At 68.3% G+C, this 18,614-nt stretch carries 16 protein-coding genes and 1 tRNA gene; 5 read left to right on the top strand and 12 right to left on the bottom strand.

The window, feature by feature from the left end; translation table 11 throughout:
* Positions 1-6: 6 nt before the first annotated feature.
* The 5 genes from ACQP06_RS07770 to orn form a co-directional block, all read right to left on the bottom strand.
* Positions 7-999 carry an SGNH/GDSL hydrolase family protein gene (locus ACQP06_RS07770; protein WP_433671554.1) on the bottom strand — a complete coding sequence of 331 codons (993 nt, stop codon included), beginning with the start codon at positions 997-999 and terminating at the stop codon, positions 7-9.
* An 86-nt stretch (positions 1,000-1,085) separates the two neighbouring features.
* Positions 1,086-2,645 (bottom strand): ArnT family glycosyltransferase, encoded by a 1,560-nt coding sequence (locus tag ACQP06_RS07775; protein WP_433671556.1) that lies wholly within the window; start codon positions 2,643-2,645, stop codon positions 1,086-1,088.
* Positions 2,646-2,657: 12 nt separating this feature from the next.
* Entirely contained in the window at positions 2,658-3,659 is a 1,002-nt protein-coding gene (locus tag ACQP06_RS07780) for an SGNH/GDSL hydrolase family protein (RefSeq protein WP_433671558.1), read from the bottom strand.
* Positions 3,660-3,860: 201 nt separating this feature from the next.
* A tRNA-His gene (locus ACQP06_RS07785) sits at positions 3,861-3,933 on the bottom strand.
* Between the two features lie 66 nt (positions 3,934-3,999).
* Entirely contained in the window at positions 4,000-4,626 is a 627-nt protein-coding gene (gene orn, locus ACQP06_RS07790) for an oligoribonuclease (protein ID WP_433671560.1), read from the bottom strand.
* Positions 4,627-4,842: 216 nt separating this feature from the next.
* Between orn and ACQP06_RS07795 the strand changes: the two genes are divergently transcribed.
* Positions 4,843-6,594, top strand: a complete 1,752-nt coding sequence (locus ACQP06_RS07795; protein ID WP_433671561.1) for a helicase HerA-like domain-containing protein — start codon at positions 4,843-4,845, stop codon at positions 6,592-6,594.
* Positions 6,595-6,605: 11 nt separating this feature from the next.
* On the opposite strand, the gene lysA is transcribed toward ACQP06_RS07795, so the two are convergent.
* From lysA to ACQP06_RS07825, 6 genes are all read right to left on the bottom strand, one after another.
* Positions 6,606-7,952, bottom strand: a complete 1,347-nt coding sequence (gene lysA, locus ACQP06_RS07800) for a diaminopimelate decarboxylase (RefSeq protein ID WP_433671563.1) — start codon at positions 7,950-7,952, stop codon at positions 6,606-6,608.
* Positions 7,953-8,084: 132 nt separating this feature from the next.
* Positions 8,085-8,879 carry a mycolate reductase gene (gene cmrA / locus ACQP06_RS07805; protein ID WP_357284449.1) on the bottom strand — a complete coding sequence of 265 codons (795 nt, stop codon included), beginning with the start codon at positions 8,877-8,879 and terminating at the stop codon, positions 8,085-8,087.
* A 134-nt stretch (positions 8,880-9,013) separates the two neighbouring features.
* Positions 9,014-9,445, bottom strand: a complete 432-nt coding sequence (locus ACQP06_RS07810; protein ID WP_379277241.1) for a DUF4189 domain-containing protein — start codon at positions 9,443-9,445, stop codon at positions 9,014-9,016.
* 97 nt (positions 9,446-9,542) lie between these two features.
* Positions 9,543-10,127: a VOC family protein gene (locus ACQP06_RS07815; RefSeq protein WP_433671565.1), complete on the bottom strand. Its 585-nt coding sequence runs from the start codon at positions 10,125-10,127 to the stop codon at positions 9,543-9,545.
* On the bottom strand, positions 10,127-12,154 hold the full coding sequence (locus tag ACQP06_RS07820) for an FAD-dependent oxidoreductase (protein ID WP_433671567.1): 2,028 nt from the start codon (positions 12,152-12,154) through the stop codon (positions 10,127-10,129). Before ACQP06_RS07820 ends, ACQP06_RS07815 begins: the two co-directional genes overlap by 1 nt.
* The gene (locus ACQP06_RS07825; protein ID WP_433671568.1) at positions 12,151-12,729 is read right to left on the bottom strand and encodes a PadR family transcriptional regulator; all 579 of its coding nucleotides are present in this window, start codon (positions 12,727-12,729) and stop codon (positions 12,151-12,153) included. The genes ACQP06_RS07820 and ACQP06_RS07825 overlap by 4 nt, the downstream gene beginning before the upstream one ends.
* 173 nt (positions 12,730-12,902) lie before the next feature.
* On the opposite strand from ACQP06_RS07825, the gene ACQP06_RS07830 reads away from it, so the two are divergent.
* The 4 genes from ACQP06_RS07830 (at position 12,903) to ACQP06_RS07845 (ending at position 17,263) form a co-directional block, all read left to right on the top strand.
* Positions 12,903-13,847: a hypothetical protein gene (locus ACQP06_RS07830; protein WP_433671569.1), complete on the top strand. Its 945-nt coding sequence runs from the start codon at positions 12,903-12,905 to the stop codon at positions 13,845-13,847.
* 198 nt (positions 13,848-14,045) lie between these two features.
* Positions 14,046-14,459, top strand: coding sequence for an effector-associated constant component EACC1 (locus ACQP06_RS07835; RefSeq protein WP_433671570.1), 414 nt, complete (start codon positions 14,046-14,048; stop codon positions 14,457-14,459).
* Between the two features lie 6 nt (positions 14,460-14,465).
* On the top strand, positions 14,466-16,706 hold the full coding sequence (locus ACQP06_RS07840; protein WP_433671571.1) for a caspase family protein: 2,241 nt from the start codon (positions 14,466-14,468) through the stop codon (positions 16,704-16,706).
* Positions 16,707-16,789: 83 nt separating this feature from the next.
* Positions 16,790-17,263 carry an excisionase family DNA-binding protein gene (locus ACQP06_RS07845; RefSeq protein WP_433671572.1) on the top strand — a complete coding sequence of 158 codons (474 nt, stop codon included), beginning with the start codon at positions 16,790-16,792 and terminating at the stop codon, positions 17,261-17,263.
* Between the two features lie 220 nt (positions 17,264-17,483).
* On the opposite strand, the gene ACQP06_RS07850 is transcribed toward ACQP06_RS07845, so the two are convergent.
* The gene (locus ACQP06_RS07850; protein WP_433671573.1) at positions 17,484-18,587 is read right to left on the bottom strand and encodes a hypothetical protein; all 1,104 of its coding nucleotides are present in this window, start codon (positions 18,585-18,587) and stop codon (positions 17,484-17,486) included.
* Between the last annotated feature and the right edge of the window lie 27 nt (positions 18,588-18,614).

The raw sequence follows: 18,614 nt of genomic DNA on the forward strand, positions 1-18,614 counted from the left end.
ACCGGGTCAGCGGCCGAGGTGGCTGTAGACCTCGGCGGCCACGGCGGTGTCACCGCGCGGCGTCGGGTGGAAGGGGAGGCCGACCAGGTTGACCTTCGGGTCGAGGGCGGCCAGCACCCACGGGTCGGGGGCGCACAGACCGTGTCCGGCGGTGGGGACGCGGGCATCGACGAAGTCGATCGAGAGGAGCTGGGCCGCATCGCGTTCGGCGTCGTCGAGGCGGTTCCAGAAGGCGTTGACGGCGCCGCCGCGGGGCTGGATGTAGCGGAAGGTCCCGAGGACGTCGAGGCACCAGGTGTTCGAATTGGCCGGGGCCAGTTCGGGATAGCCGACGAGCTGGATCTTCGCGTTGGGCGCGTAGTACTTCACGTACTCGACGACCTTGCGGATGCGGTCGGCGTAGGCGGCACCGGTGATGGTGTCGAGCTCGGGCCAGTGCTCCTTGTCGACGGCGTCGGCGTCGCAGCCCTGGCTCATGTTCAGCGCGCAGCGCAACTGGCTGGGGGCGTCGGCGACATTGGTGGAGTCGCGCGGCCAGGAGTCGTTGGCGCCCAGCTGGATCGCGACCACCTGAGTGCGCGGGCCGAACGCGCCGTTCTTGCTCGCCTTGATCGCCAGCTGCGACAGGGTGTAGCCGTCACGGCCGGGGATCTCCTTGCCGGTCGAGGTGACCGGGCCGCTGTCGATGGAGGCGTTGGTGCAGGTCGCGTTCTCGAAATCGGCTGCGGGGACGCCCATCAGCGCGCTGAGCTGGACCGGCCACGAGGTGGCGCGGTGCAGGCACTCGTGCGCCGCGGCGTCGTTGTTGCCGTCGCATTTGACCAGGACCCCGTCGCAGGCCGGGTTCGCGGCGAACGAATCACCGAGTACGACAAGGGTGCGACCCTGCGCGGGGGCCGGTTCGTCGGCCCCGGCGATGCCCACCGAACCCGCGGCGGCGAGCACCGCGGCGACGGCGGCCAGCCGCAGCGACGCGCCCTTGGTCGTGAAACTCAACATGCAAATCCTCCCCAGCGGAAACGTTGCGCTAGACCGACAGTGTTGCTCATGAGACCGACAGTGTTCTCACCAGGCCGACAGAGTGCTCACGAGGCCGGAGGGACGATCATGTAGGTCAGCTTCGGCCAGGCCACCGACAGCGGGACCAGCGGCTCGCGCAGGATCCAGATGTTCACGTGATGGTTCTGGCCCGCGATGCCGAGCTCGTCGACCATGTGCAGCGCTTGGGTTTTCTGCCCGAAGTTCGCGAGGAACGCCCGCTGCTCCGGACTGTCGTTGTAGCCGACCCACAGGATGGTGGTGGCCGAGTCCGGCGGCGGACCCCACACGGCGAAACCGCGATTGGGGCTGTAGGTCGGCGGGATCGACTGGAACTTGCCGTAGTGGTCGAGCGCGCCGGCCTCGTTGTAGGCCTCCGCGACCACCGCGGTCGCGGCCCGCTCCTCGGGCGGCAGACCCGCCGCCACCTTCTCCACGGCGTCGGCCAGGTCCGCCCAGTCGTCATTGCCGTAGTGCTGCAGGAAGCCCAGTTTGCTGGTGTTGGGGACGTCGATCCAGCTCTTCGGGTAGGGGAGCGTGGCCAGGGCGGCCATCAAAATCGCTGTGAGAACGGTCAATCCGGTGAAGACACGCCGCAGTACGGCCGCCGGACGCGGACCCGCGGTGTCGAACAAGCCCGACAGGACCATCGCGCCCGCGCCGAAGATCGCGGGAATGATCCCGGCGACGTAATAGGACCGGCCGTGGCTCGCGACCACCAGCACCACCATCAGCAGCGCCGCGACCAGCACGAAGCGGTACGGCCGCAGCTTCGGATCCCGGGCCAGGCCGTACAGGCCCAGCACGCCCAGACCGCCGCCGAGGAAGCCGGTGACCACCAGGATCGCGATCACCGTGCCCCACTGGCCGCCGTCGCTCTGCGCGGTCTCGTGCGCGATCGCGGCATTGGTGGCCAGCTGCGGCCAGTCGTGGGAGGCCTGCCACAGCAGGGCGGGGGTCATGGCCGCCGCCATGATCAGCAGGCCCAGCCACAGGGCCGGGCGGCGCAGGATCTCCCGCGGACCCGCCACCAGCATCGCGGCGCCGACGCAGGCGCCGAGCATCAGCACCAGCCACTTGTCCTGCACGTCGATCGCCGCCGCCACGCCCGCGGCGACGAGCAGGCGGTCGCGGCGGGTGCGCACCCAGCGGACCAGCAGCCAGATGATCAACGCCTGGAACGCCACATCGATGGCGACGCTGTCGAGCACGGTGTAGGCGAAGATGAACGGCGAGGCGGCGTAGCCCGCGGCGGCGAGGAGCTGGAACCGTTCCCGCGCACCGCATTCGTAGGCGACCGCGGCGGTCAGCACCGACACCGCGAGCAGCAGCAGCAATCCGGGGATCCGCAGCGCGATCACCGATCCGGGCGCGAGCACGTCGGCCAGCCGCGCGATCACCGGGATCAGCGGGCCGTTGTCGACGTAGCTGACCGCCAGGCGGCGACCGCACGCCAGGTAGTACAGCTCGTCGCCCGCCAGCTGGAACCGGAACGCCGAGACCGACCAGACCAGCGTGATCAGGCCGGAGACCAACAGGACACCGCGCCACGCGAATTGCGGCGGCGTGGTCGTCGCCTCGGATTCAGGGGTGATGGTGAGCGTCATTGCTTCTCCGGGTCAGTGCGACGCGAGGTGGCTGTGGATGGTGGCGGCCACGGCCGTGTCGCCGCGCGGCGACGGGTGGAAAGGCAAGGCGGACGGGCTCTGCCGGGGATCGAGGAAGTTGCTGAACCACGGGTCGGCGGCGCACAGGCCGTGTCCCGCGGTCGCGGGCTTCAGGTCGATGAAGTCGACGCCCAGGATTCCGGCGGCCTCGCGCTGCGCGGTCTGCAGCCGGTTCCAGTACGCGACCATGGCTCCGGCCCGCGGCTGGACCCAGTGCACGAAGCCGAGGATGTCCGCGCACCACTCGGTCGCGCCCTCGGGGGCGATCTCGGGGTAACCGATCAGTTCGATCTTCGCGTTCGGGGCGTAGTACTTCACGTAGTCGACGACCTTGCGGACGCGGTCGGCGTAGGCCGTCCCGGTGATGGCCGTGTAGTCCGGCCACCGGCCCTCGGCCACGGCGGCGTCGTCACAGCCGTGCACGAGGTCGGTCACACAGGTGAACACCCTGTTCACATCCGCGGAGAGGGTCGCGTCCTTGGGCCAGGAGTCGTTGAACCCGAGCTGGATGGTCACCACCCGGGTCCGCGGCCCGAACGCGCCGTTCTGCGCGGCGTCGAGGGCCAGCTGCGCCAGCGTGTAGCCGCCGCGACCGGGCACCTGCTCGCCGGTGGAGGTGACCGGGCCGGTGTCGATGGACGCGCTCGAGCACGAGTTGTTCACCACGTCCGCGGCCTCGACGCCCATCAGGGCGCTCAGCTGGACGGGCCACGAGGAGGGTCCGTGCAGGCAGGCCCGCAGCCCGGTGCTGTCCGGGTTCTCGCATTTGGTCAGCACCACGTCACAGGACGGGTTCGCGCTGTAGGAGTCGCCGAGCACCACGAGCGGGCGGCCGGGTGCCGGGGCGGGTTCGGCCTCGGCCGTGCCGGCGGATACCGCGGCGGCCAGGACGCCCATGGCGACGGCCAGCCGGGGTAGGAGTACGGCCCGGCCGGTTGTCCAGGAACTGGTCAAGTGCAAAATCCTCATCGAGCCACAGCCATGCCGAACGGGGCACGATTATGATGCAGCCCACAGCAACTGACAGATAAAGCAAAGTAACTGCATTTCACTTGGTTGGCAAGCAAGCGATTCGCACCTGGCGAAGGGGCGTCATCTACCCCACAACGCAGTTCGGCCCAGGCGAGAGAATATTCTCTGGCCTGGGCCGATAAGGGTGGCTGACGGGACTCGAACCCGCGACACCCAGGATCACAACCTGGTGCTCTACCAGCTGAACTACAGCCACCATTGCCGGTAACTTCCGGCGCGCTAGAGCTTAACGTGTCGCCGCTGCGAGTACCTAATCGGCTGTTCAGGAGGGGTTTACGGGCGGCTGCGCGGGGGGCGTCAATTCGGCGGCGACAGCGGCGATCTCGGCCGTGGAGGGGCCGGGAGCCGGAACGAACGCGGTGCGGCGGTAGTACTGGAGCTCACGGATGGACTCCTGGATATCGGCCAGCGCGCGGTGCGCGAGCCCCTTCTCGGGCTGACCGAAGTAGATCCGCGGGTACCAGCGCCGGGCCAGTTCCTTGATCGAGCTGACATCGATCATGCGGTAGTGCAGGTGCGCGTCCAGCGCGGGCATGTCGCGCGCGATGAACCCGCGATCGGTGGCGATCGAATTGCCCGCCAGCGGAACGGTCCGCGGCGTCGGCACGTACTGCTTGATGTAGTCGAGCACCTGCTGCTCGGCCTCCTCGAGGGTGACGGCCGACCGCCGCACCTCCTCCGTGAGCCCCGACTTGGCGTGCATCTCGGTCACCACCGGCGGCATGGCGGCCAGCGCGGCGTCGTCGGCGTGGATCACGATGTCCACACCCTCGCCGAGAATATTGAGGTCACTGTCCGTGACGAGCGCGGCCACCTCGATCAGCTTGTCGCTGTCGAGCCGCAGCCCGGTCATCTCGCAGTCCATCCACACCACGTACTTGTCGGTCACCGCCAAACACTAACTCTTCGCCCGACCCCCACCCGGTTTGCGTCGGACCGTCCGCGCGGCCCGAACCCGATTGGTTAACCGTGGGCAACCCGCGTCGAGGCCGCTCGGACGTGCGATCGAGCAGTATCGTTGCGGTCGAATCTCACGCGCGGCGAGCGGATGGCGTGTGGGTCGGGCAGTTTCTGAGCGGTCGGCACGGCAGACGGAGGAAGCGCGATGACCACCCCGCAGGAGAAGGCAGCGGCGGCTCGGAAGGCCGCCGAGGAGGCGGCGCGGATCGCGGCCGAAGCGGCGGCCGCGGCCGAAGCCGCCGAACAGGAGGCCGCCGCGCAGGAGGCCGCCACCGCGGCTGCGGCTGCGCCTGCGGCGGATGCGGACGGCAAGGCCGCGGGCACGGCGAAAGTGGCTGCCGCCGATGCCGATCCGACGAGCAAGGACGAGGTCGCCGCCCGGGAGATCGCCGCCGGGTACGCCATGGAGGGGGTGGCGCTGGAGCTGGGCACCGTGATCGTCGGCGGCACCGTGCATCCCGACGCGCGGGTGCGGATCCCGATGAAGACCATGAACCGGCACGGACTCATCGCGGGGGCCACCGGTACCGGTAAGACCAAGACCGTGCAGGGCATCGCCGAGCAGCTCTCGGCGGCCGGTGTGCCGGTCGTGGTGGCCGACATCAAGGGCGACCTGTCCGGGCTGGCGCAGCCCGGCCAGTCCAACGAGAAGCTGCTGACCCGAGCCCAGGAGACCGGCGACGCGGACTGGAAGCCGCAGGGGTTCCCGTGTGAATTCGTCTCGCTCGGCACCGGCGGGATCGGGGTGCCCATCCGGGCGACGATCACCTCGTTCGGGCCGATCCTGCTCAGTAAGGCGCTGGGGCTCAACGAGACCCAGGAGTCGACCCTCGGCCTGATCTTCCACTGGTCGGACCAGCAGGGCCTGGCGCTGCTGGACCTCAAGGACCTGCGCTCGGTCATCCAGTACCTCACCAGCCCGGAGGGCAAGGAGGATCTCAAGGGCATCGGCGGCGTCTCCGCGCAGACCGCGGGCGTGATCCTGCGCGCGCTGGTGAACCTGGAGGCCGACGGCGGCGACACCTTCTTCGGTGAGCCGGAACTGAATCCGGCCGACCTCATGCGCAGCGCGGGCGGGCAGGGCGTGATCACCCTGTTCGAGCTGGGCGCGCAGGCCGCGCGGCCGCAGATGTTCTCGACGTTCCTGATGTGGGTGCTGGCCGATCTGTTCCAGACCCTGCCCGAGGTCGGCGATATGGACAAACCCAAGCTGGTGTTCATCTTCGACGAGGCGCACCTGCTGTTCAACGGCGCGTCCAAGGCGTTCCTGAACCAGGTCGAGCAGACGGTGAAGCTGATCCGCTCCAAGGGCGTCGGCGTCTTCTTCTGCACCCAGCTGCCCACCGACATCCCCAATGCGGTGCTTTCCCAGCTGGGTGCGCGCGTCCAGCACGCGCTGCGCGCCTTCACGCCCGAGGATCAGGCGGCGCTGTCGAAGACGGTGCGCACCTACCCGAAGACCGCCACCTACGACCTGGAGAAGGCGCTCACCTCGCTGGGCATCGGCGAGGCGGTGGTGACGGTGCTGTCGGAGAAGGGCGCGCCGACCCCGGTCGCCTGGTCGCGCATGCAGCCGCCGCGCTCGCTCATGGACACCATCGGCGACGACGCGATCCGTTCCCGCGCACAGCAGTCCACGCTGTACGGCAAGTACGGCCAGACCATCGACGCGGAATCGGCGTACGAGATCCTGACCGCGAAGATCCAGGCCGCCGCCGCGCAGGCCGATCAGGAGGCGGCGGCCAAGAGCTCGCGCTCGGCCAAGCCGGTGCCGGAGGGGGATTCGATGGCGGAGAAGATCGTCAACAATCCGGCGTTCAAGAACTTCCTGCGGTCGGCGGCCACCGTGGCCGGGCGCGAGATCAGCCGCAGCATCTTCGGCACCCGGCGGCGGTAGGCCGGTCGGGCTCAGTGCCCGATATCGCGGCTGAGCAGATCGTCGATGGTCTCGCGGCGGACCAGTTCCCGGGACCGGCCATCGTGGACCGCGACGATCGGCGGCCGCCCGATGCCGTTGTAGGACGAGGCCAGGCTGTGGTGGTACGCGCCGGTGCACGGCACCGCCAGCACCTCGCCGGGGCGCAGATCGACGGGCAGCCGGATGTCGCGGGCCAGGATGTCGCCGGCCTCGCAGTGGCGGCCCGCGATGGTGGCGGTCATCTGGGGGCCGGTGGGATGCCGGTTGGCGACCACGGCGTCGTAGCGCGCGCCGTAGAGGGCGACGCGCGGGTTGTCGCTCATGCCGCCGTCCACGGTCACATAGGTGTGGCCGTTCTCGACGTGCTTGATCGACAGCACCCGGTACAGCGTGACGCCCGCCCGCGCGACGATGGCGCGACCCGGTTCCAGGGCGATGCGCGGGCGCGGGAAGCCGTGCCGGGCGCACGCCGCGTCCAGGGCGTCCTCGATGATGTCGGCCAGTTCGGCCAGGTTCAGTTCCGCGTCCCCGCCGCGGTAGGCGACCGCGTGCCCGCCGCCGAGATCCAATTCGGTGAGGGTGACGCCGAATTCGTCGCGGATGCGGGCCATCTCGGCGACCATCCGCCGCACCGCCTCGCCGTAGGGGAAGGTGTTGTAGATCTGTGAACCGATGTGGCAGTGCAGGCCGGTGAGTTCCAGATTGGGTTGCCGCACAATGCGATCCACCACCTCCTTGATCGCCGTGCCGCCGATCGGGAAGCCGAACTTCTGATCGGTGACGCCGGTCCGGACCGCCGGATGCCCGTCGATGTCGATATCGGGGGTGACGCGCACCAGCACCCGTTGCGGTTTCACGGCCAGCGCGGACAGCAGGGTGATCTCGGTAAGCGAGTCGACCACGATGCGCCCGACCCCGCAGCCCACGGCGGTCTCCAGTTCGGCGAACGGTTTCCCGTTGCCGTGCAGCACGATTCGCTCCGGATCGGTCCAGCCGGACAGCGCGACCGCCAGTTCCCCGGCCGAGCACACGTCCAGGGACAGGCCCTCCTCGGTGATCCATTCGGCGACCGCGCGGGTGAGCAGGGCCTTGCCCGCGTAGATGATCTCGGCGTCCGGGAATCGGGTGCGGTAGGCGCGGCAGCGGTCCCGCACCTCGGCCTCGTCGAGGACGTAGGTGGGGGTGCCGTACTGGTCGGCGATATCGGCCAGCGCCACCCCGCCGACGGTGATGCGCCCGTCGGCGTCGTAATGCGTGTCGCGCGGCCAGACGGCCGGGTCGAGACGGGGGACCAGGCCCCCGTCCCGCAGCGACGGGAAGATCTCGAGCAGCGTCAAGGCGTCTCCTGGTGAGAGCTCCCCGCTTTCTCTTCTGCGGGGCCGTCACCAGGACTACGCCTGATCGAGGGGGTCGAACCGGTCCGGTACGTGCCCTTTACGAGCCCCGGTCCGATCTTGACGTTTTGCTGATCAGCCGCCGAGCTTCTTGTAGGCGGCGCCCGCCACCACCGAGGTGATGGACCGCGGCCCGAACTGCCCGGCGATGCTCATACCCTTGCTGATCAGGCCCGGGACCACTCGCATCTTGTTGCGGGCGAGCGCGTCGATGGTGATCTTGGCGGTGTGGGCGGCGGTGACCCAGATGAACTCAGGGATCTTGCTGCCCATCTCCTCCTGGTCCGGGTTGTCGGTGCGGACCGGGCCGGGGGCCAGCAGGGTGACATTGACGCCGGAGCCCTTGAGCTCGCCGCGCAGCGACTCGGAGAAGGTGTTGGTGAACGCCTTGCTCGCCGAGTAGGTGGTGTTGTGCGGAATCGGCATATTGCCGGCCGCGGAACCGGTGATCAGGATGCCGCCCGCGCGGCGCTCCAGCATCCCCGGCAGCACGGCCAGCGTGAGGTCGTGCACGGCCACCGCGTTCAGTTCCATGATGTCGCGCTCGTAGTCCAGATCCAGCTTGGCGAGCGCGCCGAAGGTGGCGACACCGGCGTTGTTGCACAGGATCGCGATATCGCGGGCGGCCAGCTCCTTGGCCAGCGGGGCCCGCTGGTCCCGGTCGGACAGATCCACCGCGCGCACCTCGGCGGTGATGCCGTACCGCTCGGTCAGCCGCTGCGCCAGGTCGGCCAGCAGATCGCCGCGCCGGGCGACGAGGATCAGCGAGTAGCCCCGCGAGGCAAGCTCTTCGGCGAGGGCGACCCCGATCCCGGAGGAGGATCCGGTCACGACGGCACGATTGTCGGCGGTGGGTGCAGGCAGGCTCACGACATGGCAGCCTACCCACGGAGTCGGGTGGCGGACAGCCCGGTGCGAGCGCCGGGCATCCGTGCGGGGTGGATGCCCGACGCCGCGGGCTCAGCGCGAACGCGCGGGCAGCGGTTCGCGTCGGCGGTGCTTGGTCAGCCCGCGTTCCCGGTGCACTGCGAATCGGTGATGTGCACGCTGCTCGGCTCGGAGCTGCCGAGGCTCACCAGCAGCGGGCTCGGGTCCGGGCCGCTGGCGGCGATGGCATTGGCCTCGGCCATGGCCTTGGTGCGGCCGAGGCCGGTGTAGAGGTTGCCGTCGCGGTTGGCGAGAGCGGCGCAGCCGTTCACCCAGCGGATCTTCACGTAGCAGTTGGAGACGCCGCACTGTTCCAGTGCGGCGGCGTCCGCGCTGCCCTGATCCTCGTAGTTCCAGGTGGTGCCGATGCTGTAGTAGTTGCCGTCGATGCCGACCGCCATCGAGCCGTAGAGATCGCCCGCGGCGTGCGCGGTGCCCATACCGCCGACGAACATCGCCGCGGTCGTCGAAGCCACCAGGCCGAGGGCGGCCTTGCGAGTCAGAGCCATAGAGATTTCTCTCCCCCAAGATCGTTGAAGCAAATGCCTCGTGATCATGTCAGGAAGGTCCGACACCGCCGACCATCTGAATCGGTTGGTGGATAGGTCAATTCCGCGGTTTCGGCTCCATGAACGCGATGCCCCAATTCACGTGGCCGCGCCACACCCCCGCGATGCGGCCGCCCTGGACGGCGGGTTTGGGGTCGCCGATCGGGCCGCCCGCCGCGCGGATGGCGGCGACGGCGGCGTCCAGATCGGCGGTCATGAAGGCGACGCCGACCAGGGCGGGCGGCCGGCCGGAGGTGACCGCTTCGATGAAGGGTTCGCCGACGCGGTAGAAGGCCATCTCGGGCCCCTCCGGGCCGCGGGGGAAGAAGCGGCGGCGCGGTGGGACCCCGAGGACGGCGGTCAGATCGGTGACGGCGGAGTCCAATTCGGGAACCCAGTAGACGACGTGGTCGATGATCGTCACGCCGTTGGGGTGTCCCGCACCGGACTGGGTCTCCGCCGATTCCAGGCAGGGCACACCGAGGGTCGCGGGGTCGGCGTGGGTTTCGTCGAAGCCCCAGGCCGCTTCGCCCAGAACGCATTCGACCTGCCCGACGCGGAAGCGGCCGTCGGTGACGGTGAAACCCAGTGCCGCCCAGGACTGCTCGTCGCCGGGCAGACCCAGGCGGGTGAGGTTCGGCATTACAGGCTCGCCGCCAGGCGGGTGCCCTGGTTGATGGCGCGCTTGGCGTCGAGTTCGGCGGCCAGGTCGGCGCCGCCGATGAGGTGCACCTTCACGCCCGCGTTCTGCAGTGGCTCGTGCAGGTCGCGCACGGATTCCTGGCCGGCGCACAGAATCACGTTGTCGCATTCGATGACCTGCGGGCGCTGCCGCTTCTCGCCGTAGCTGACGTGCAGGCCGCGGTCGTCGATGCGCTCGTAGTTGACGCCGCCGATCTGCTCGACGCCCTTGGCCTTGACCGCGGCCCGGTGCACCCAGCCGGAGGTCTTGCCCAGGTCCTTGCCGAAGGCGGACGACTTACGCTGCAGCAGCACCACTTCCCGGGCGGCGGGGGAGGGCTCGGGGGTGGTGACGAAGCCGGGGACGGTCGGGTCGTCGGAGACGCCCCACTCCTCCTTCCACTCGTCGAGCTTGAGGCTGGGATGCCCTTCGACGGTGAGGAATTCGCTGACGTCGAAGCCGATGCCGCCCGCGCCGATCACGGCCACCTTCTTGCCGACCGGCTTGCCCTCGCGCACCAGTTCGGCGTAGGTGAGCACCTTCGGGTGGTCGATGCCGGGGATATTGGGGATGCGCGGCTTCACGCCGGTTGCCAGGATGACCTCGTCGTAGCCGCCCGCGATGAGCTGCTCGGCGGTGGCGCGGGTCTCCAGATGCACGCGCACGCCGGTGAGTTCGAGCTGTCGGGTGAAGTAGCGGATGGTCTCGTTGAACTCTTCCTTGCCCGGGATGCGGCGGGCGATGTCGAACTGCCCGCCGACCTTGTCGTCGGCCTCGAACAGGTCCACGTGGTGCCCGCGCTGGGCCAGGCTGACCGCGGCCGACAGTCCGGCCGGGCCCGCGCCGACGACGGCGAACTTGCGGGTGCGGCGGGTGGGCAGCAGCTTCAGCTCGGTCTCGTGCCCGGCGCGCGGATTCAGCAGGCAGGACACGGTTTTGGCCTGGAAGGCGTGATCCAGGCAGGCCTGGTTGCAGGCGATGCAGGTGTTGATCTCGTCGGTGCGCGCGTCCTGCGCCTTGCGGGCCCAGTCGGGGTCGGCGAGCAGCGGGCGGGCCAGCGAGATCAGGTCGGAGTCGCCGCGGGTGAGGATCTCCTCGGCGGTCTCGGGCATATTGATGCGGTTGGACGCGCACACCGGAATGTCCACGAGGTCTTTGACCTTCGCGGTCCACTCCACGAACGCGGCGCGCGGCACCGAGGTGACGATGGTGGGCACCCGGGCCTCGTGCCAGCCGATATCGGTATTGATGATGGTGGCGCCGGCGGCCTCCACATCCTTGGCGACGGCGGCGATCTCGTCCCAGGTCTGGCCCTTCTCCACGAAATCGGCCATGGAGAGCCGGAACACGATGATGAAGTCCGGGCCTACCGCCTTGCGGACCCGGCGCACGATCTCCCCGGCGATGCGGCGGCGGTTCTCCGGCGAGCCGCCCCACTTGTCCTTGCGCTTGTTGGTGCGCTCGGCGAGGAACTGGTTGATGAAATAGCCTTCACCGCCCATGATCTCGACGCCGTCGTACCCCGCGAACTTGGCCAGGGCGGCGGTGCGCGCGTAATCGTCGATGGTGTTCTCGACGCCCTTGCCGGACAGCGCGCGCGGCTTGAACGGGTTGATCGGGGCCTTGATCGCCGAGGCGGAGACGCTGGTCGGCATGTAGGAGTAGCGGCCGGCGTGCAGGATCTGCAGCGCGATCTTGCCGCCCTCGGCGTGCACCGCCTTGGTGATGGCGCGGTGCCGGTAGGCCTCGGTCTTGTTGGTCAGCTTCGCGCCGAAGGGCAGCAGCCAGCCGGTGCGGTTGGGGGCGTAGCCGCCGGTGATGATCAGGCCCACACCGCCTTTCGCGCGTTCGGCGAAGTAGGCGGCCAGCCGGTTGGTGTGCCAGGCGCGATCCTCGAGGCCGGTGTGCATGGAACCCATGACCACCCGGTTGCGCAGGGTGGTGAAGCCGAGGTCCAGGGGTTCGAACAGGTGCGGGTACGCGCTCATCGGCGAGTGCCTTTCGGGTCGGACGCCTGCGACCGGGCTGTGTCGCGTTTCAGGGCGTCGAGTACTTCGTCGCACCAGTCGATGAACCCCTCCTCGACGCGGATGCCGCCGCGCAGGACGAGGTACTGGTGCAGTTTCGGGCCGGTGAGTTGATCCGGCGCCGGGTAGTCCTTCTTCTCGAAGGCGCGGTACAGGTCGAGGCGGTGGGCGTGCTGGTCGCGGTGGCGCTGCACCTCGCCGACGATCACGCTCGGTTCGCCGAGGGAGGCGGCGCGCAGCTTGACGCCGAGGTCGCTGCGCAGCGGTTCCAGGTCGGCGGGCTCGGCGATCCAGCGGATCAATTCGTCGCGGCCGGCGTCGGAGACGGTGTAGACCTTCTTGTCCGGGCGGCCGTCCTGCGGCACGGTCTCGGCGATCACCCAGCCCTGCTCGTCCATGCGCTTGAGGACGCGATAGATCTGCTGGTGGGTGGCGTGCCAGAAGAAGCCGATGGATTTGTCGAACCGCTGGGCCAGGTCGTAGCCCGAACTGGCGCGTTCGGTCAGCGATACCAGCAGCGCGTGTTCGAGGGCCATGCCGCCAGGGTAACTGCTACGAGACGTACTATGCAATTCAGTGCATAGAGCCCGCGTGTGGCGCGCAGACGTCGGCGTGTCGGTTAACGCGGCCGGTAGCGGGGCTGATTTCTGAGCGAACCACTCGCCCCTGGGGAGATACTCGGGCGGGGATGAACCTCAGGGGAGCCGATATGCGTTCGACATTCGCCACGGTGGGGGCGGCAGTCCTCATCGCGACATCCGCGGTTCTGATGACCGCGTGCAATGACAAGACGGGCACTCCGGTCCCGGTGACGTCGGTCAGCGCCGCGCCGCAGGGGGCCGGGCAGCCGGGCGCCACCAAGCCCGGTGGCGTCGACACCCGGGCGTTCCTGCGCAGCATCGGCAAGACCGGTTGGTACGAGGGCTTCGAGATCACCATCGACCAGGCCACCGTCACCGCCGACGGATTCGGCGGCGCGAAGATCCGCGTCGACATCACCTACAAGAACACCACCACCGCCAACAAGACGCTCGCCGTCGTGCCCGCCGTCCAGATCGGCGGCGCGATCGACGGCGGCGCCGGGTGGAACAGCCCCGAGGTCCCCGGAAAGGGTTCCGCCACCGGCGATATCACCGCGTCGGTGAAGTCGTACGACACCCCCGAGCACCTGCTCGACACCGTCACCATCCTCTACGGCAGCGCCGCGGAGAATCAGACCAAGTTCCCGCTGAAGACCGACGCCAAGGTCGAGAGCGTCGCGCCGCGCACGCTGAACATCACCGGCAAGCTCACCCAGGATCAGACGACGGTCGAAATCACCGGCGCCACACTGACTCCCAGCTACATCAAGAACGAGGCCGGGAAGATGGAGCTGGCGCTGCGCGTCAAGTTCATCGGCGGCGCGGGCATCGCCGCGGGCGGCACCAACATCTCCTATACCGACTTCAGCGCCAAGACCCCGGCCGGGTCGACCGAGGTCGCCGACTTCCGCGGCGCCGTCATCGAACTGCTGGGCCGCAACCAGACGATCGACAAGGCCGGCAACGTCATCGTCTTCCTGGTCCCGTCGCCGGGCACCGGCCCGTACACCCTCTCCTTCGACGCCGCCAAGGGCGAGAAGCCGGCGGGCACCCTGAGCTTCACCGTCAGCTGAGCCCGCCCGTCCTCATTGCTCCGCGGTAGCCGCGTGCGGGTAGTCGACTACCCGCACGCCACGGTGCGGAGTTCACCTCCCGGGTGGCCCTGCGTGCGCTCCATCGGCCGTTTTGCCTGGTTCGGGTAGTTCTGTACCCGTGAGACCTCGGATCCGAGCGATGAGAATCGGTCTTGTCGATTCGGGAAAGAGGCTCCGATGGCTACCACACAGAACGACCACAGCGGCGTGACGGTTCGAGTATCGATATCCGCCGCGGGGATCGACGACGAGCACATGGACCGGCAGACCCGCATGCTGCGGACGGAGCTGGCCGCCATGGACGGCGTCGAATCGGCGGTCCTGGCGCGCGACACCGCCGGGGCCGCACCGGGTTCGAAGGTGGCCGACCCGGTCACCCTCGGCGCGATCGTGCTGGCCTTGAGCGCCTCCGGCGGGGTGTTCACCACCCTGATCGAGACGGTGCACGACTGGCTGCGGCGCGATCCGGGCTCCCGCCGGGTGGTGGTCACCATCGACGGCGAGAGCATCGAAATCGATGCCGCCAGTGACGCCGAGCAGCACGCGCTGCTCGAGGCCTTCCTGCGACGGCACGGCGCGGTGGCGGGGTGAGTTGTCATGGCCGGCCGATTCGCCCTGGTAGTGGCGACCTACACCTTCTCCGATCCCGGACTGCGGCAGCTGACCGCGCCCGCCCACGATGCCGAGGCGCTCGCCGAGGTGCTGGCCGATCCGGCCATCGGCGGGTTCGAGGTCACCACCCTGATCAACCAGCCGCATCACGTGGTCGGTGCGGCGGTCGGTGACTTCTTCACCGATCGCAGGCGCGACGACCTGACCCTGCTGTACTTCAGCGGCCACGGTCTCAAGGACGACGCGGGCAAGCTCTACCTCGCGATGACCGACACCCGCACGCTCAACCCGCTGTTCACCTCGGTGGCCGCGGATCAGGTCGACTACGCCATGACCGGCTGCCACTCCAATCACCAGGTGCTGATCCTGGACTGCTGCTACAGCGGCGCGTTCCCGGTCGGCGCCATCGCCAAGGCCGACGACCAGGTCCACGCCCTGGAGAGTTTCAGCGGCCGCGGCCGCACCGTGCTCACCGCCTCCGACGCCACCCAGTTCGCCTTCGAGGGCGACACCCCGCACGGCCAGGCCCCGCAATCGGTGTTCACCCGCCACCTGGTCACGGGCCTGCGCGACGGCGGCGCCGACCTCGACCAGGACGGTGACATCACCGTCGACGAGCTCTACAGCTACGTCCACGACCACGTCGTCGCCGAACGCCCCCGCCAGCGCCCCAAGAGGCAGGACAACGTCGAAGGCCGCACCATCCTGGCCCGCAACCGCAATTGGCAGGTGCCGCAACACATCCGCTCCGACCTCGACAGCCCCGCGGTCCGAGACCGCCGCAACGCCCTCGAGGACCTCGACCAGCTCTACCGCACCGGCGGCGCCATCGTCCGGACCCGAGTCCGCGACGCCGTCACCCACCTCGTGAACGACGACAGCCGCGCCATCGCCGCCGCGGCCGCCCACTGGCTCGACACCCACCCCACCGGCGCGGCAACGACGCCGCCCGGCAGCGGTGACTCGACGCCCCCGAACCTCGAGTCCAACCCGGTCGATGAACCCCTCCCGGCAATGGCGCCGGAGCGCACCGATGATGCTGCGCAGCAACAGGAATCACCGACCTCGGACCCGACCTCGGACCCGATACCGTCGCCGCTCCTGTCGGAGCACCAGACAATCGAAAACCCCGATGGCCGGCTCCGCCGCAGACTCCGCGATCGGAAATGGGCGGTACCGATGGCGGCCGCCGCCATGGCGGTTGCGTGCATAGCCGTGGTGGGGGGCTGGTATTTCGCCCCGAACGGCGTTGCCGGGCATGCCATCGGCGACGAGAAGGCGCTGCGGGGTCCCGACATCGAATTGCTCGGGATGATCGGGTCGGCGGGCTACCACCGCGACACCTGCTTCCACATGGACCCGGACCCGGGCCAGACCGCGCAATTCGTCTGTAAAACCAACAAGGCGGCCGGAGTGCCCCTGGCGGTGTTCTTCCGGTTCGCCAATATCGACAAACTCACCGACTTCTACCAAACCAGCATGCGGATCAAGCACACCTACGGCTGCCCTGGCGCTCCGCCGGGACCGGATGCGCCCGTCTACGACAATCTCGACAGAGTTGTCGGCCGACGGACGTGTTACCTCGATACCACGACCGACACGGCCGCACCCGCGCTGATCGTGACCGATGAACCCGACCTCGCAATTGCCGAGTTCTTCTATCAGCCGGCCGACTGGACTTCGCCGGTCGCGGAACAAATGCGAAACTACAAGGCGGCTAGGGGTAATCGACAGTTCCTGGCAGCGGACGAGGCGAGGGACCCGGACCAGTTCACGGCCGCGGACAAAGACCTGCTGTCTCATCTCGGCAGTGCTTTCACCCGCTCGAACTGTCGGCACGAAGACCCATCGCAACCCGCGGACGCGCAAATCGGGTGTAGCACACCGGTCAGCTATCCGGGAGCCTCGTTCCTGGAATTTCCGACCGCTGCCGCCGCGAACGTGGTGTACCAGAATGTACTGAGCCTGAATGCGACTCATGCCTGTGATGGTCGGCCAGGGCAGGACAGTCCCCTGTTCCAGAAGAGCGTCATGGTCGGTCGGTTCACCTGTGCCGCGTCCCCCGGCGATGCGGTCCACCCCGACGATCACCACCCCTGTCTGATCTCGATCCTCGACGACCCGCACATCCTGCGCGAGTTCTGCGCCAGCTCCGCCGGAGCACCCGAGGTTTCGATCACTACCGAACCAGCGTTGCTCGCTTGGTTCCAGAAGGTGTACGGGTAACCCCTTCGGATCCCTCGCTCGACCTGATCTCCTTTCGAATTATTCGAAAACGAGGCACAATGGGGTGAACGCGAGGAGGGCGAATGACCGAGACATTGGACGAGCGCACGCTGCTACCAGAACACCCGGATCAGATCGCCGAGTTGCGCCGATTTCTGGACTCGGTACCGGCCACGGTCGAAGCCGCCATTCTGAGGTCCGCCGATGGTGAGGTGGTCGCGTTGCCCGCAGAGGTTGTCGAGGCTCTGCGACTGGTGGCGCGGGCGCTGTCGGAGGGGAAGGCCGTCACTGTCGCGCCGCTCCACACCACCCTCACCACTCAGGAAGCCGCTGAGCTGCTCGGCATGAGCAGGCCGACCTTTGTGAAGTTGCTCGATTCGGGTGCGATCCCCTTCACACGCCCCGGTCGCCATCGACGCGTCCGCCTCACCGACGTGCTCGCGTACCGCGAGTACCGACGAGCCGAGCGCTCGGCGGGTCTATCGGAGCTGACCAGGATCTCCGAGGACATGGGTCTTTACGAAGATATTCCACCGAATCCATTGAGACGGAACTGAATCGATGCGGCGGATACTCCTCGATACCTGTTTCCTGTACCCCGCCGCAGGTAATTCGACTTCTCGGGAACCAGGTCGCCGAGCACAAACGGCCGCCCAAACACATCCAGGGCCTGCTGGACGTACTGGAACGATCCGGGGTGCCGGCGTTCGCCGCCGAAGTCCGGCGTCGGCTGAACTGAGAAGTCGGTGGTGCGCACGACCGGGTGCCATCGGCTCGCTATTTGATCGGATAGAACGTGGTGCCGCTCGCCACGTAGAGGGGCGCGTCGGATTCCGCCGTCGCAACCTTGAACGGCTTCCCATTGTCATCGAGGATGAGCGTGCCGCTGGTTTTGCCGTCGGTCCAGTCCAGATGCAGGCGATAGGAGACTGTGTCCTTGTGGGGCGATTTCGCTACGATCAATAGCAATTCAGGGTCGGTATCGCTGATCTTGTAGGGGAAGGTCAAGGGCGTGGCCGAGAAATGGTCCTCGTCGAGGTACTTCGCGGGATCGGCATTGGAGCCGACGATTTTCGGTGGCGTCGTGTCGAGGTCGATGTCGGCGTAGCGGGCCGTGATGGGGCTGCCGCACTGCCCATTCACCCTGATTCCGTGGAGCGGTCCGGCAGTCCGGTCGGTGACCTCGGCGTGCAAGCCCGTGATCATGACCGGGGCGGCGCCGGTCCCTGTCATGCTGACCTGGACCAGGTTCGTGTCAGCGAGGGCGGCATCGTGGGTGTTCACCCATGCGCCGTAGCCGCCGTAGGGTGGCGGTGCACCGAGTTGGTCTGCGGTCGATGTGACGATCAGACCGGCGCAGTTGCCGCGGACTACGGTCTTGACCGCTGCGGACAAGGGTGGGTCCGTCGTCGCTGTGGATTTGTCGTTGACATTGAAGGCTATTGCCGTGCTGGCCACCGCGAGGGCAACCAGGCCGAGCGCCCCCACAGCCCAAAGTCCAGGTCGGGTCAGCCGATGCGGAACCTTGTGTGGGGATGAGGGTTTCGGATCGGGGGTCGTCCCCGTCTCCATTGCTGGGACAGGGGTGTCGGTGTGGCTGGGACTCGGTTGTGGGAGTTTTTCCGCACCGGAGGGTTGAGTGCGCCGGTGGGCGTCATGCCACGCGGCCAGGTTCGGGCCGCTGATTCCGCATGTGGCCAGGAGGCGTTGCAGGGATGCCCAGCGGGGGAAGGATTTGCCGTTGGCCATGTCATAAACGGTCGCGACGCCCAGTTGTGCGTCGGCGGCGACGGCCTGGTAGCTGCGGGAGTCGCGGTCGAGTACCTCGGCGATCGCGGCGGCCAGTTCATGGCGCGTGGTGATGGTGTTCGGATCGACCATGCGTATGGCCCCGTCTGCTGGTTCTGG

The organism is Nocardia sp. CA-136227 (genome assembly GCF_050955695.1).
Lineage (GTDB): Bacteria > Actinomycetota > Actinomycetes > Mycobacteriales > Mycobacteriaceae > Nocardia.